At 62.6% G+C, this 12,414-nt stretch carries 13 protein-coding genes and 1 tRNA gene; 8 read left to right on the top strand and 6 right to left on the bottom strand.

The features are described 5' to 3' along the window. The first annotated feature begins 121 nt into the window (after window positions 1–121). From ACRTG1_RS06620 to ACRTG1_RS06590, 7 genes are all read left to right on the top strand, one after another. Window positions 122–1,180: a LacI family DNA-binding transcriptional regulator gene (locus ACRTG1_RS06620; protein ID WP_432515944.1), complete on the top strand. Its 1,059-nt coding sequence runs from the start codon at window positions 122–124 to the stop codon at window positions 1,178–1,180. Continuing rightward, a complete protein-coding gene (locus ACRTG1_RS06615; protein ID WP_113154266.1) occupies window positions 1,177–2,019 on the top strand; it encodes an inositol monophosphatase family protein in 843 nt (280 codons plus the stop codon). The genes ACRTG1_RS06620 and ACRTG1_RS06615 overlap by 4 nt, the downstream gene beginning before the upstream one ends. 34 nt (window positions 2,020–2,053) lie before the next feature. Beyond that, complete coding sequence (locus tag ACRTG1_RS06610; protein ID WP_432515943.1) at window positions 2,054–3,304, top strand: extracellular solute-binding protein; 1,251 nt, start codon at window positions 2,054–2,056, stop codon at window positions 3,302–3,304. Window positions 3,305–3,367: 63 nt separating this feature from the next. Next, the gene (locus ACRTG1_RS06605) at window positions 3,368–4,423 is read left to right on the top strand and encodes an ABC transporter ATP-binding protein (RefSeq protein WP_206544658.1); all 1,056 of its coding nucleotides are present in this window, start codon (window positions 3,368–3,370) and stop codon (window positions 4,421–4,423) included. Then, window positions 4,420–5,283 carry an ABC transporter permease gene (locus ACRTG1_RS06600; protein ID WP_206544657.1) on the top strand — a complete coding sequence of 288 codons (864 nt, stop codon included), beginning with the start codon at window positions 4,420–4,422 and terminating at the stop codon, window positions 5,281–5,283. Before ACRTG1_RS06605 ends, ACRTG1_RS06600 begins: the two co-directional genes overlap by 4 nt. A gap of 15 nt (window positions 5,284–5,298) precedes the next feature. Next, entirely contained in the window at window positions 5,299–6,129 is an 831-nt protein-coding gene (locus tag ACRTG1_RS06595; protein WP_432515942.1) for an ABC transporter permease, read from the top strand. Between the two features lie 124 nt (window positions 6,130–6,253). Further along, window positions 6,254–7,054 carry a glycerophosphodiester phosphodiesterase family protein gene (locus ACRTG1_RS06590; protein ID WP_206544656.1) on the top strand — a complete coding sequence of 267 codons (801 nt, stop codon included), beginning with the start codon at window positions 6,254–6,256 and terminating at the stop codon, window positions 7,052–7,054. 88 nt (window positions 7,055–7,142) lie between these two features. Here ACRTG1_RS06590 and ACRTG1_RS06585 read toward each other — a convergent pair whose 3' ends face one another. The 6 genes from ACRTG1_RS06585 to ACRTG1_RS06560 all read right to left on the bottom strand — a co-directional run bounded on the left by ACRTG1_RS06585 (window position 7,143) and on the right by ACRTG1_RS06560 (window position 11,967). Continuing rightward, window positions 7,143–7,427, bottom strand: coding sequence for a PTS sugar transporter subunit IIB (locus tag ACRTG1_RS06585; RefSeq protein WP_113154261.1), 285 nt, complete (start codon window positions 7,425–7,427; stop codon window positions 7,143–7,145). A gap of 125 nt (window positions 7,428–7,552) precedes the next feature. Then, window positions 7,553–8,014 carry a PTS sugar transporter subunit IIA gene (locus ACRTG1_RS06580; RefSeq protein WP_113154260.1) on the bottom strand — a complete coding sequence of 154 codons (462 nt, stop codon included), beginning with the start codon at window positions 8,012–8,014 and terminating at the stop codon, window positions 7,553–7,555. 11 nt (window positions 8,015–8,025) lie between these two features. Continuing rightward, a complete protein-coding gene (locus tag ACRTG1_RS06575; RefSeq protein ID WP_432515941.1) occupies window positions 8,026–9,429 on the bottom strand; it encodes a PTS galactitol transporter subunit IIC in 1,404 nt (467 codons plus the stop codon). 487 nt (window positions 9,430–9,916) lie between these two features. After that, window positions 9,917–10,246: a hypothetical protein gene (locus tag ACRTG1_RS06570; protein WP_432515940.1), complete on the bottom strand. Its 330-nt coding sequence runs from the start codon at window positions 10,244–10,246 to the stop codon at window positions 9,917–9,919. A gap of 99 nt (window positions 10,247–10,345) precedes the next feature. Next, complete coding sequence (locus ACRTG1_RS06565; RefSeq protein ID WP_432515939.1) at window positions 10,346–11,359, bottom strand: hypothetical protein; 1,014 nt, start codon at window positions 11,357–11,359, stop codon at window positions 10,346–10,348. A gap of 533 nt (window positions 11,360–11,892) precedes the next feature. Then, window positions 11,893–11,967: transfer RNA gene (locus tag ACRTG1_RS06560), tRNA-Thr, on the bottom strand. A gap of 243 nt (window positions 11,968–12,210) precedes the next feature. Here ACRTG1_RS06560 and ACRTG1_RS06555 point away from each other — a divergent pair. Beyond that, window positions 12,211–12,414, top strand: a complete 204-nt coding sequence (locus tag ACRTG1_RS06555) for a hypothetical protein (RefSeq protein ID WP_206544653.1) — start codon at window positions 12,211–12,213, stop codon at window positions 12,412–12,414.

Here is a 12,414-nt window from a genome sequence, read left to right as displayed (position 1 = left end):
TCTGAGCCGGCTATTCGGATCGCGTTCACTCAAACGACGGTCCGCCCCCATGGTCAGCGCGTTCTTCATTTCAGCCCTGGTAATACGTAGTACCGTCTCCACACCGGTGGAGGACTGAGCGATGTCGCGGCGCAAATCCGGCACGGCAACCTCCCATGACGTGGCGCGCGTGGCGAATGTTTCGCAGGCGCTGGTCAGCCGCGCCTTCACCGGCAATGGCCGCATTGCGCCGGAAACCCGCGAACGCATCCTGAAGGCGGCTGAACAGGTTGGCTGGCAGCCCAATGCGCTTGCCCGCTCCATGGTCACGGGCGACGCCCCGCTGGTCGCCGTCATCACCACCCGCCTCAATTTCGACTGGCGCGCGCAGGTTCTCTCCCGGCTTCTGAAGGCCATTCAGGAATGGCATCTGAAACCACTTCTCTTTTATGCCGAGAGCGACGCAGAAGTTGACCGGCTGCTTGAAGAGGCGCTGAGCTGGCGGGCGCGCGGCGTCATCGTGACCGCCGGTGTCGTGCGCGAAAACCGCGCCGCCGCGATCATCGAGAAAGGCCAGTTTCTGGTCGCGCTTAACCGCCCGGCCAATCATGAAAAGGGCTTTTCCGTCGCCACCGACAATCCGCTTGGCGGGCGCATGGCAGCCGGGCTCTTTGTTGAAGAAGGCCGCAGGCGGCTTCTGGTTCTGGGTGGTCCGCAGGGAAGCTGGGCGCCCTCGCTGCGCGCCGAAGGTTTTTCCGAGGCAGCGCGCGAAGCAGGGCTGCACGCCGCCATCTGGAACAATGACGCCATGTCCACCGAGGCAGGCCGCGCCTGCGCAGAGCGTCTGCTCGCCCTGCCGGGCAACGAACAGCCCGACGCCGTCTTCGCCACCAACGACGCCATGGCGCTCGGGTTTCTGGATGGCCTGCGCGGCCACCGTTCGATCCCCGACGACATTGCGCTCATCGGCTTCGACAACCTGCCCGCCGCCGACTGGCCGCCCTATCGCCTCACCACCTTCGAGCAGCCGCTCGAGGAAATGATGCGCCGCCTGATCGCCCATGTCGACGTCCATGGCGATGGGCATTCGGGCGGTCAGGCAGAAGACCAGCAACCACAGGAAGAGAGCGAGCCACGCGCCCGCCTCATCCACTGCAAACCCAAACTCATCACACGCATGACTGCCGGAAAGACAGAATGACCCTGAATGCCCCCTCCCGCCTCGCCCTTGGTAAGACGCTTGCAGAAAAGGCGGGCCGCATCGCGCTCGACTATTTCCGCGCGCCCGATCTGAAAACAGACAGCAAGGGCCCGGGCGACGTGGTGACGGAAGCCGATTTCGCGGTCGAGCGCATGCTGCGCGCGGCCATTCTCGAAGCGTTTCCGGAAGACGCGATCATCGGCGAGGAGCTGGGCGGCAAGGCCGTGGCCAAGGGCTACACCTGGCTTGCCGACCCCATCGACGGCACGGTGAACTTTGCCCGTCGCCTTTCCTATTTCTGCGTCTCGCTCGCGCTTTTGAAGGACGGCCAGCCCATCGCCGCCTGGGTGTTCGATCCGGTAACGGACGAGCTTTTCTGGGCAGACGAAGAACATGGCGCGCGCCTTGGCGACACGCCCATCGCCTGCTCGCGCAATGACAGCATGGTGGATGCGGTGGTCGGCCTCGGCTTTTCGGGCCGGCACGAACCGGAGCTTTACCGTAACTGCGTCGCAGCGCTCAGCGACCACGATGTGGAGTTCCGTCGCCTCGGCGCGGGCGCGCTGTGCCTGGCCCATGTCGCCGCCGGTCGCCTCGACGCCTATGTCGAGCCGCACATGAACCCGTGGGATGCCGTGGGCGGCCTGTTCATCGCCGCCACGGCCGGCGCTGTCACGAAAGATTATCTGGGCGCGAATGGTCTGGAGCATGGCGCTCCGGTCTTCGCCGCCTCGCCGGCAACGGCAGAAAGATTGCTGGCAATCCTGCCAGCGATGGAATCCGGCACCCCGCAGCATCGGCAAAATGACACGCGGAGTGCCGGAGAAGCCGCGACCTAGGTCGCGCCCTCAACCCCTTGCGGAGAAGACACCAATGAAGGCTCTCACTGCTGCAATCGCCGCCACCCTCATGAGCACCGCCGCCTATGCGGTCACGCCCATCGGGTCGGAAGAATTCAACATCCAGCCGGGCTTCGAACTGGCCGAACTGACGTCTGAAAATTTTTATGACGTCATCGTTCCCCAGGCCAAGGAAGAAGGCAAGCTGACTTTCTTCGACTTCACCAACTCTTTCGGCCCGCTCTTCACCGACCGCCTTCTGCCGGCGTTCGAGGAAGAATACGGCATCACGGTGAACTACATTCGCGGCAACAACGAAGCTGCCGTGCAGCAGCTCATCGCCGCCAACAATTCGGGTGTGGCCGCGCCGGCCGACGTCTACTTCGTCGGCTCCAGCACGACCGGCCTGCTCCTGCGCGAGAATGTCATGGCCAACGTGCCGCTCGCCGATCTTCTGCCGAATGCGGATGGCTTCAATCAGGACATCGCGCGGGTTTCCGGCGGCGTGGACCACGGCGGCGCCTATGTGCCTTTCCACCGCAACCAGACCAGCATCATCTATGACACGCGCACCGTTTCGGGCGATGACGTGCCGACGACCGCCGACGCTCTGCTCGCCTGGGCGGAAGCAAATCCGGGCAAGTTCGTCGTCACCTCGCCGGCCGGCGGCGGTTCGGGCAACGGCTTCATGCAGTCCGTCGCCTACGCCAAGGTGGAAGGCGATGGCTGCCGCGCCGAGTTCTCCAACTTCTCCATGACCGAGGACGAAGCCAAGGCCTATGTCGAGGGCGCGTGCCTGAACCCGGTCTGGGATTACTACAAGAAGCTCATCCCGGTTGCCGAGATCACCAATGGCAACTCCGACACGCTGAACCTCGTCGCCAATGGCGCGGGCGCGATCGGCACCGCATGGGAAGACATGGCCTATGACTTCATCGGCCGCGGCCTCCTGCCGCCGACCGTGCGTCAGCAGATCATCGAATCCGGCCAGGTGGGCGGCGGCGACGGCATGTTCCTGCCGGTCGGCAGCGAGCATCCGGCGGCGGCCCTGCTGTTCCTCGACTTCATGAGCCAGCATGACATCCAGCTCGAGAAGCTTGGCGTCAACGGGTCGCGTTCGGCACGCACGGACATCGATCCGGGCAAGAGCTTCACCGAAGAGCAGGCCGCACGCCTGATCCCGACCAACGAGTTCGCCGAGCGCGCGCTTCCCAGCCTGCCCGCGCCGCTTCGTGCAGCCATGCGCGACTACATCGTCGCCAATCTGCTGCGCGCCACCAACTAACCTTCGCACACCATTCGGGCGGCGCTGCCTCGCGGCGCCGCCCATGCGTCAGGATGCATCGTCATGGACACGACACTTTCCATTCGCCGCTTGACCAAGCAGTTCGACAACACCCGCGCACTGAAAGGGATCGACCTTGAAGTGCCGGCCGGCCGCTTCGTCACGCTTCTGGGCCCATCGGGCTGCGGCAAGACCACTCTCTTGCGTTCCATTGCGGGCATCACCGACCCGACCACGGGCGAAATCTGGCTCGCCGACAGGCGCATCGACGCGCTTGCGCCGGAGAACCGCAATTTCGGCATGGTCTTCCAGACCTACGCCCTGTTCCCGCATATGAGCGTGGAAAAGAACGTCGCGTTCGGGCTCGAAATGCGCAATGTCGCAAAGCCCGAAATCGCCACCCGCGTGGCTGCCGCGCTTGAGCTGGTCGGCCTTGGCCAGCATGCCCGCCGCCTGCCACGCCAGCTTTCCGGCGGCCAGCAGCAGCGTGTGGCGCTGGCGCGCGCCATCGTCATCGAGCCGGATGTGCTCCTGTTCGACGAGCCGCTTTCCAATCTCGACGCCAAGCTGCGCGACAGCCTGCGCGAAGACCTGCGCACCATGCAGCGCAAGCTGGGCACCACGTCGATCTACGTGACGCACGACCAGTCGGAAGCCATGGCGCTGGCCGACGAGATCGTGGTGATGAAGGATGGCGAGATTGTCGAACGCGGCACGCCTGTCGACCTCTACCGCCGCCCGCGCTTCCGCTTCACCGCCGAGTTCCTTGGCCTCACCAACGTCATCGAGGCCGACATTTCCGGCAGCGAGTGCCGCCTGCCCTGGGGCGCGGTGCGCAAGATCGAAAACCCGGCCGAACGCGCCGCAGAAGGCATCGCGATCCGCCCCGAGGACATCGGCATCGACGCCGCCAGCGGCGAGGCCGATGGCGTGGTCGAACAGTCCATGTTCCTGGGCGCATCCACCCATTACTGGGTATCCGCCGCCGGGCAGGAACTGCGCGTCATCACCGCAGGCGGGCAGTCCGACATTCTGGCCACCGGCCAGCCGGTCAAGCTCACCCCGCCGCCGGCCCTTCATCTTCTGAAGACGTTCGAGCCCGTGGAGGCGATGGCATGAAGCCGGTTCGCCTGACAACGATCCTTCTGTGCCTGCTGCCGGGCGTTGGCTATCTCCTCGTGTTCTTCGGCATGCCGCTCGTACGCGTGGTGGTGAACAGCTTTTCCGGGCGCGGGGCCGATGCGGCAAGCTTCACGCTCGACCCGTGGATCACGCTTTTGACCACGCCGGTCTATCTGGATGGCCTGCGCTTTTCCGTCTGGCTCGCCATCGCGCCGACCGCGCTCAGCCTGCTCATCGCGTTGCCGCTTTCGGCCCTGATGCAGGCCAATGAGACGAGCCGCAAATTCTTCGGCTCGCTCTACCGCATTCCGCTGGTGGTTCCCGGCATCGTGGCGGCGTTTCTCGTGCTCGTCATGCTGGACCGTGGCGGCATGGCAAGCCGCATCCTGACCCCGCTCGGCATCACCCTGCCGCGGCTGGTGCGCGACGAATGGGGCCTTGGCGCGATCATCGCGTCGTCGTGGAAGAACATCCCGTTCATGACGCTGATCATTTCCGGCTCCATGGCCGCGATCAGCAAGGATGTGCTCTCCGCCGCCCGCACCCTTGGCGCAAGCCGCCTCACCATTCTGTGGCGCATCCAGCTGCCGCTGGCGCAGCCCGGCATCACCGCCGCCGTTCTCCTGACCTTCATCAGTTCGCTCGGCTCCTTTGTCGTGCCGAACCTGCTTGGCCCCAGCTATCCGCTGCCGCTCAGCGTGCACATGTACACGGAAGGCTTCACCAAGGGGAACTGGCCGCTCGTCTACGCGATGGGAACGCTGCTCAGCATCGTCGCCGTGGGCGTGCTCCTCACCTACTACGCAATCATCGGCTCGCTCAGCCAGTCGGACGCGCAAAAGCGCGCGGGAGCCTGAACCATGGCGATCAGCATGAGACATTCCCAACGCACCCAGCTCTGGGTTTCCCTCGGCCTTTACGGCTATCTTTTCCTGACGCTGTTCCTGCCGCTCGGCGTGATTGCGCTCTGGGCCTTCTATGACCCGGCAGTGGGCTGGTTTCCGCCCGACATCATTCCCCGCTCCTTCTCGCTTTCGGCGTGGGGCGACGTGCTGTCGGACCGGCACATCCTGCCCTCCGCCCTGCTCAGCTTCTTCGTCTCGACCGTGGTGACGCTGCTCACCGCCACGCTGGCCTTTCCCACGGCCTGGGCGCTGGCGCAGTTTCCCTTCCGCCTGAAGCGCGCGGTCGAGGTGTTCGTGCTGGCCCCGATGATCGTGCCGGGCATCGTCGTGGCCGTCAGCCTTGGCGAGATCTTCTTCGGCATGGGGCTTGCCGGCACGGTGCAGGGCATCATTCTGGTGCAGACCGTCGGCACGCTGCCGCTGATGATCCGCATTCTCACGGCGACGCTCGAGGGCATTCCCAACGAGCTGATCCTCGCGGCCCGCACGCTGGGTGCGGCACCCCGTGTTGCGGTGATGCGGATTGCGCTGCCGCTCGCCTGGCCCGGCTTTCTTGCCGGCGGCCTCTTGAACTTCATCGCCTCGTTCGAGGAGTTCGAGAAAAGCTTCATGGTCGGTGCGCCCAAGGTGCAGACGCTGGCCGTGCGCCTGTGGAGCTATCTGGGCGGCGAGATCCTGGTTATGCCGACCGCCGCTGCCGTCACCTTCCTGCTTCTGGTGCCCATGCTGATCATCTTCTTCATCGCCGAACGGCTGATGAAGGAAGACGTGATGGCTGCGGGCCTCGGAAAACTCTAGATCGCCACGCATCCCACCGGACGCACAAATGACGATCTGGGCTTCTTATGGAGCATCGGAACAAGCCGAAAACCGGATTCCACTTTTCGGTCCGATGCTCGAACGCCAACAAGGACATTCAATCATGGCATTCTCCTTCCACATCGGTGAAACCGGCCCGCTGCACCTTTGCGGCCATCGCGGCAACTCCATCGCCGCGCCCGAAAACACCTTCGCAGCATTGCGCTCCTGCCACGCCGAGGGCGGCCGCAGCTGCGAGATCGACACGGTTCTGACCAGCGATGGCGAGATCATCGTGCTGCACGATCTCTCGGTCGACCGCACCAGCGACGGCACGGGCCCGGCCCGCACCCTGACGGCGGCGGAAATCGCAAAACTCGACGCCGGTTCCTGGTTCGGACCGGAGTTTGCCGGTGAGCGCATTCCCACCCTGACCGATTTCCTGATGCTTGCCCGTGAGCTCGACATGGGTCTGGAAATCGAGGTCAAGGAGAAGGTCGACCTCGACGGCTATATCCGCGAGCTGAAGAAGATCGCCGCCGACCCGGCAAACCTCGAACGCATGATGATGATCTCCTTCGACCATGCGAGCCTCAAGCGCATCAAGGAAGAGATTCCGGGCATCCTGACCGGCGGCATCGCCCATGAGCGCTATGGCGACCCGCTTGCCGTGGTGAAGTCTGCCAATCTCGACGAGCTGTGCATCGACCTGGCCGTCTTCGATCTGGACGATGCGCGCCGCCTGAAGGCGGAAGGCATCGCCATTCGCTGCCACGCCTATGCGCCGAAGAAATTCGAGGCAGCGCTGCGCGAAGGGCTCGACTGGACCGAAACGCTGAAGACCGCCTTTGCCGAGCGCCTGATCGACACGCTGTCGGGCGATGACGTGGCATGGCTGCGCCGCTTCGTCGAGGAAAACAGCTAAGGCGCTCTGCCTTCTGGCGACACACATGAAAAAGGCCCGCAACCGGATCGGCTGCGGGCCTTTTTCATATTCTGGAAGCGCGCGCGCTTTACTTGCGCAGCTCGCCTTCGATCTTGTCGAGCGCCTCGGCCTTGCCCATGCCCGTCAGGAAGGCGAGCGTCACGATGGACGGCACGTCGAGATCCGACGGTAACTGCGTGGTGGAAACGATCAGATCGACGCCGGTAAGTTCCGAACGGACTTCCGTTGCCTTGCACTGGCGCGGCTCGATGGTGATGCCGCGCTCCTTCATGGCCTCGGTCACGGCATTCGCGACCACCGTGGAGGTGGCGATGCCGGTGCCGCAGGCGAAAAGAACGGTTTTCTTGCTCATGGACTTCTCCCTACCAATGGAGTCTGAACCGCATCATCGCGTCATGGAGACGATGATGCGGTTCAGGGACTTTTTCTCAAAACAGTTCCGGAAGGGAAACCGGTTCCCGTTCTCCTAAAACTGCCTTACTTCAAAACCGCAGCGACATCATCGACCGACGATGCCTGCATGAGGCCAGAAATAGCCTCTTCGCTCTGGATCGTCGCCATGATTTCCTGAAGCATCTCGATCTGGCGATCCTTGTCGTTGAGCGCCATCAGGAAAACCAGGCCCACCTCGACCGGCTCGTCCGGGTCTTCCATATTGGCGAAGGCGACCGGCTTCTTGAGCGTCGCCAGTGCGATGCCCGGCTTCAGAACATGTTCCGGATCCGTGTGCGGCACCGCGACATTCACCGCGTGGCCGAGCGGCAGACCGGTCGGCATCGAGGCTTCGCGGGCGAGAACCGCATCGGCAAAACTGTCCTTCACATAACCGGCAGCCTGAAGTTTTTCCGCCAGCAGTCGGATGACAGCCTCGCGGCTGTCGGTGTCGACCCCGAGGACAATCGCCTCGGGATCGATGTGGTTCATAAGGGCTTCAGCCATTCACTAACCTATTAGCCTTCCTGTGCAGTGTCGTCTTCCGCACCAGCAGCCCGTTCCCAGGCCTGCGTGTTGCGGCGGTAGAGCCAGAAGCACGCCGCGATGAGCGCGGCAAGCAGACCCAGCCCGGCAACGCCGAGATCGCGGATCGCTGCGATGACCACGTAGGAGATCCACAGGAAGCCGTCGACCACCGAGGTGATCTGAACCGCGTTCTCGGGCATCTCGAAGCCGGAATCGATTGCAGCGCTGGTGAACAGCGGCGCAAGCGCGTTGGCCACGTAGAAACCGACGGCCAGCGTGACCGTGCCGACGATGACCATGCGGAACACATTGCCGCGCATGAGCGGCGCCGCCATCGCGACGAGGAACGGAATGACCGCAAGGTCGGCGAACAGGATCACGCGGTTGCCCGGCAGGATCACCGAAAGGGCGATGGCGATGGGCACCAGGATGAGCGACGACGAGATCGCGGCCGGGTGGCCGATGAGGATCGCCGAATCGAGACCGACCAGCAGTTCGCGGTCGCCCGTGCGCTTGCGCACGAATTCCTGTGCGGCTTCCGAAACCGGCAGCAGGCCCTCCATCAGGATCTTCACCATGCGCGGCAGAAGCAGCATCACGGCGGCGAGCGTCATGCCCGTCTGCAGAACCTTGGAGAGAACCGTGCCGAAATCGCCGGCATTGTAATAACCGATGGCGCCGAGCACGAGGCCGATGACCAGACCCAGAACGACCGGCTCGCCGAACACGCCGAAGCGCCGCTCGATGGTTTCGGTCGAGATGTTGATCTTGTTGACGCCCGGGATGCGCTCGATGATCCAGTTCACGACGATGGCGATCGGCAGGATCTGCGCGGATGCCAGATGCGGCACCGAAACGCCGGGAATGCCGTAGAATTTCTGCACCGCACGCGCCGACCAGTCGGCGAAGAGCAGCGACAGGGCGGCCATCAGCGCGGTGATGACGAGGCCGTAGCCGAGGCTGCCCGTGGCGGCGACGGCGAGCGAACCGATGAACGCGAAGTGCCAGAAATTCCAGACGTCGACATTCAGCGTGCGGGTCATGCGCGTGAGAAGCAGCACGATGTTGACGGCGATGCCGATGGGAATGACCCAGAGACCGACCGACGAACCAAACGCGATTGCGGCAGCCGAAGGCCAGCCCACATCAACGATATCGCGCTGGATACCCGTGTTGGTGACGATGGCCTGCGCAACATCCCCGATGGAGCCCAGCATGAGGCCGAGCACGAGATTGATGCCGATGAAAGCCACGCCGATGGTGACGGCAGCGCGAAACGCCTTGCCGACCTTGGCCCCCAGAACAACGGCGATGACAAAGATGACGATGGGCAACAGAACCGTTGCGCCGAGTGTGTCCACAGCCGTTTTGAGGCCGCTCAGAAATGCGTCCATTTTCCTCCCCCTGAAACACTGCTCATAACCATTCCCGGAAAGAACATTTGTTTATCTAAATAGACGTAAGTTTATGACTTGACCTCAGCCGGCTGTCAATCGGGGATTCCCGGCCCCAAAATGCGTTTTTCCGGAAAAAATGCACCCTGTGATTTCCGCATAAGCTGCACTCCGTCGCATATTTCAATCACAAGATGAATACACGGAATGGACGGGGCGATGCAGCTCTTTCAGCATGAAATACCCTTTCTGACCTCCCACGCGGCAACGCCCGCGCCACCTCCGTAAATCAGCCTTGAGAATTCACTTCGCACCGCGTGCGAAGTGTGCCGCCAAAGCCGGCCCTCCCGCCCCCCGGGCCGGCCTCTCCCAAAGTCTTGCCTCACTTCCTGGAAGTGTCGGCGAGGCTTTGGGACCCAATTTCTCAAAAGCGCAACCGCCTCGTACGGCTGCCTGATCCAGGGGTCCGAAAGTGCCCGCAAAACCGCTAACCGACCACCATTCCATTGAAGTGCTTCTCGATGAGATGGCGCAACAGGGCCACTCCAGTGCGGAAGTGGATATTCTGATGGTGCGGCAGGGACCGGTTGACCTCGACCTTCTCCAGGATTGCAAACGCAATCACCCCTTTTTCGGACCGAAGCTCGTCATGAAAGAGCGCATCAAGCGTCTCCGGCTGAAACTTCAGGGCTAGGGTCAGGACCCTGGCGCACTCTCCTGCCTTGCCGGCACGAATGCGGGCATCGCGCCGAAGGATCACGCTCCTTCCGGTGCGTTCTTTGCGTTCGAGAGGCTCGCTTTTGCTGAACAGTCTCACGCCACTCCGCAGGAGCCAGTGAAAAGAAAAGGACGCCATAGAAAGCGGCCGTGCCTCTCTGCAAGTCCGCAAGAGAGACGCGGCCTGATCTTGCTCCGCCTATTCTTCCGGGCTGCGCGCGGCGACCCTCGCCCCTGCCTGATAATGGGCGAGCACACCTTCATACCCAAACAGGGATGCCGCGACCCGCGACGCGATGGCGTCGGCCAGATCTCCCTTCGCGTCGGGAACCAGCATTTCTTCCATCCGGGCGGAAACCTGCACTTCACGCGAGTCCGAATCCAGCAGGTGCCAGTAGATCCGAACTTCACCGGACTCGACCTGCACACTGGTCAGCAGCTCATAAACATTGCTGCCTGCTCCATATGTCTCGCGAACGCGGGCGCTTACCGCATCGAGCTTTTCCTCCGGACGCACCCCGACCGAGCGAATTCCCTCCTCCCGGCCGACCTTCAGCCACAGCGCGTCGTTCAGCATGTTCGCGAGTTGGGTGGCGTCCGCACTGGAAGGATTTGCACGAGCGCTGTCGAGCAACAGGACAGCGCCGCCACCTCCGGATTTGCCCGGCTGCCCGAGCCAGACCGGTGCATATGTCGACACGGCTAGAGCCGCTGCGGCAAGCAGTGCTGCACCGGCGACCAGAGAGGGGCCTTTGTTGAAGCCCCGGGACAGATTGCTCATGAAGGCGGATGTCGATGAGCGCTTGTCGAATGTTGGAACATAGGCGCCGAGCGGAATGGCAATCTGGACGACATCGCCCTGCCCGGCCTCGGCATAATACTCCCTGAGCGACTTGCGCAATTGCCCCGCGGCAATGCGGACGATGGGATCGACGGTTGCATCGAAATTGGCGTCGCGCCCGAACACATCAACTGCAATGGTGAAAGCCTTGATCCTGTCGGCGCGCCCTGCCACCGTTTCCTCGACCACGAAACGCAGAAACCGCTTGTTGCGGTCGGACGCTCGAAACTCCGGATTCTCAAGAAGGCGCTCCAGGGCGAGAAGGCGCTCGTCATTCGCCTGCTTTTCGCTCGAGGCCTCCCTGGTCAGCGCCACCTCTTTTCCTGTCGCCCGAGCCCCAGCTTCATTGGTATTTTTTTTCTGCAGCATCATCTCTCGCTTTTCGCAAGTTTCGAGAGCAATTGCGGCGCCGGCGTCTAAGCCAGGCACCATCCTCTCCTGTCATTGTTTCAACCGTCGCGACAAACAGGCAGCAGGGCTGCCCGGCGTAAACGGTGCGTAACGATATCGGCGTGCTGCGTGCCACAAAGTTGGCATGACTGTTCGAGTTGCCGTGGCAGGCATGGCAATTCATGCGCTGGCCAGCAGTGTTACGCATTGGAAAACGCACTACGCATTCGACGCCTGCCACCGTGAGAGTCTTCGGGACTCTCCCAATGGCCTGCCCGGATCATGAACACCTCGAATTAAGCCCCGGAGACTGGACCGAACTCCGACACGCAAAGCTGTGCGGTAACAAAACACCGCCATGGCTCGCCCGTCGCCGATGATTCTCAAAATCCGCACCGCGCGGCTTATGAACAAGTAAGCCACCACACGCGAACGCTACGCCGTAAGGCAGCGTGCGCTTACGGTGTTCCTGTGGAAACCGTTAGGTATACTGCATTTATGGATTTGATGATGACTGGTGCTGCCGGAGAGATTCGAACTCTCGACCTCTCCCTTACCAAGGGAGTGCTCTACCCCTGAGCTACGGCAGCATGCCATAAGGCGGAAACGCCGGGGTGACGGATGATGCGTCTGCGTTTCGCTCACCACGAACAGAACTGCGTCTGTCTCTGTGATGCGGCGGACTTCTGCCACAATGAAAAGCATTGCGCAAGCGCACATTCGCATTCAATTGCACAGTTTGATAGAAGCTTGTGAAATTTGCCGCCAAAGCCGGCCCAAACGGCGCTCTCTGCGCGCCCTGAGAAAGCCATAGAAAGGCGGTTTCAACTGACATGGAGCCTCATGTGAGCAAAGCCGATAAACAGAATCCGCCCGCCGTCGGCAGCAAGGGCGATGAAGAACGCAAGAATCGCCTCGCAGCGCAATTGCGCGCCAACCTCGCCCGCCGCAAGGCCCAGGCGCGCTCGCGCCGTCAGGGCGAGGCAGACCAACGCCCCGAGGGCCTGCAATCGAGCCCGGCGGAATCGGAAGAATAA

It is taken from the genome of Nitratireductor sp. PBL-C9, from assembly GCF_050877045.1.
Lineage (GTDB): Bacteria > Pseudomonadota > Alphaproteobacteria > Rhizobiales > Rhizobiaceae > Nitratireductor > Nitratireductor aquimarinus.
The sequence above is the reverse complement of the archived record's forward strand: the minus strand, read 5'-3'. Positions and strand labels throughout refer to the sequence as shown.

Excerpts from the sequence above, each read along its gene's own strand:
- ACRTG1_RS06585 (WP_113154261.1), bottom strand. The coding sequence starts at position 7,427 with ATGAGCAAGAAAACCGTTCTTTTCGCCTGCGGCACCGGCATCGCCACC.
- ACRTG1_RS06565 (WP_432515939.1), bottom strand. The coding sequence starts at position 11,359 with ATGATGCTGCAGAAAAAAAATACCAATGAAGCTGGGGCTCGGGCGACA.
- ACRTG1_RS06555 (WP_206544653.1), top strand. The coding sequence starts at position 12,211 with ATGGAGCCTCATGTGAGCAAAGCCGATAAACAGAATCCGCCCGCCGTC.
- ACRTG1_RS06595 (WP_432515942.1), top strand. The coding sequence starts at position 5,299 with ATGAGACATTCCCAACGCACCCAGCTCTGGGTTTCCCTCGGCCTTTAC.
- ACRTG1_RS06575 (WP_432515941.1), bottom strand. The coding sequence starts at position 9,429 with ATGGACGCATTTCTGAGCGGCCTCAAAACGGCTGTGGACACACTCGGC.
- ACRTG1_RS06620 (WP_432515944.1), top strand. The coding sequence starts at position 122 with ATGTCGCGGCGCAAATCCGGCACGGCAACCTCCCATGACGTGGCGCGC.
- ACRTG1_RS06605 (WP_206544658.1), top strand. The coding sequence starts at position 3,368 with ATGGACACGACACTTTCCATTCGCCGCTTGACCAAGCAGTTCGACAAC.
- ACRTG1_RS06590 (WP_206544656.1), top strand. The coding sequence starts at position 6,254 with ATGGCATTCTCCTTCCACATCGGTGAAACCGGCCCGCTGCACCTTTGC.
- ACRTG1_RS06615 (WP_113154266.1), top strand. The coding sequence starts at position 1,177 with ATGACCCTGAATGCCCCCTCCCGCCTCGCCCTTGGTAAGACGCTTGCA.
- ACRTG1_RS06610 (WP_432515943.1), top strand. The coding sequence starts at position 2,054 with ATGAAGGCTCTCACTGCTGCAATCGCCGCCACCCTCATGAGCACCGCC.
- ACRTG1_RS06580 (WP_113154260.1), bottom strand. The coding sequence starts at position 8,014 with ATGGCTGAAGCCCTTATGAACCACATCGATCCCGAGGCGATTGTCCTC.
- ACRTG1_RS06600 (WP_206544657.1), top strand. The coding sequence starts at position 4,420 with ATGAAGCCGGTTCGCCTGACAACGATCCTTCTGTGCCTGCTGCCGGGC.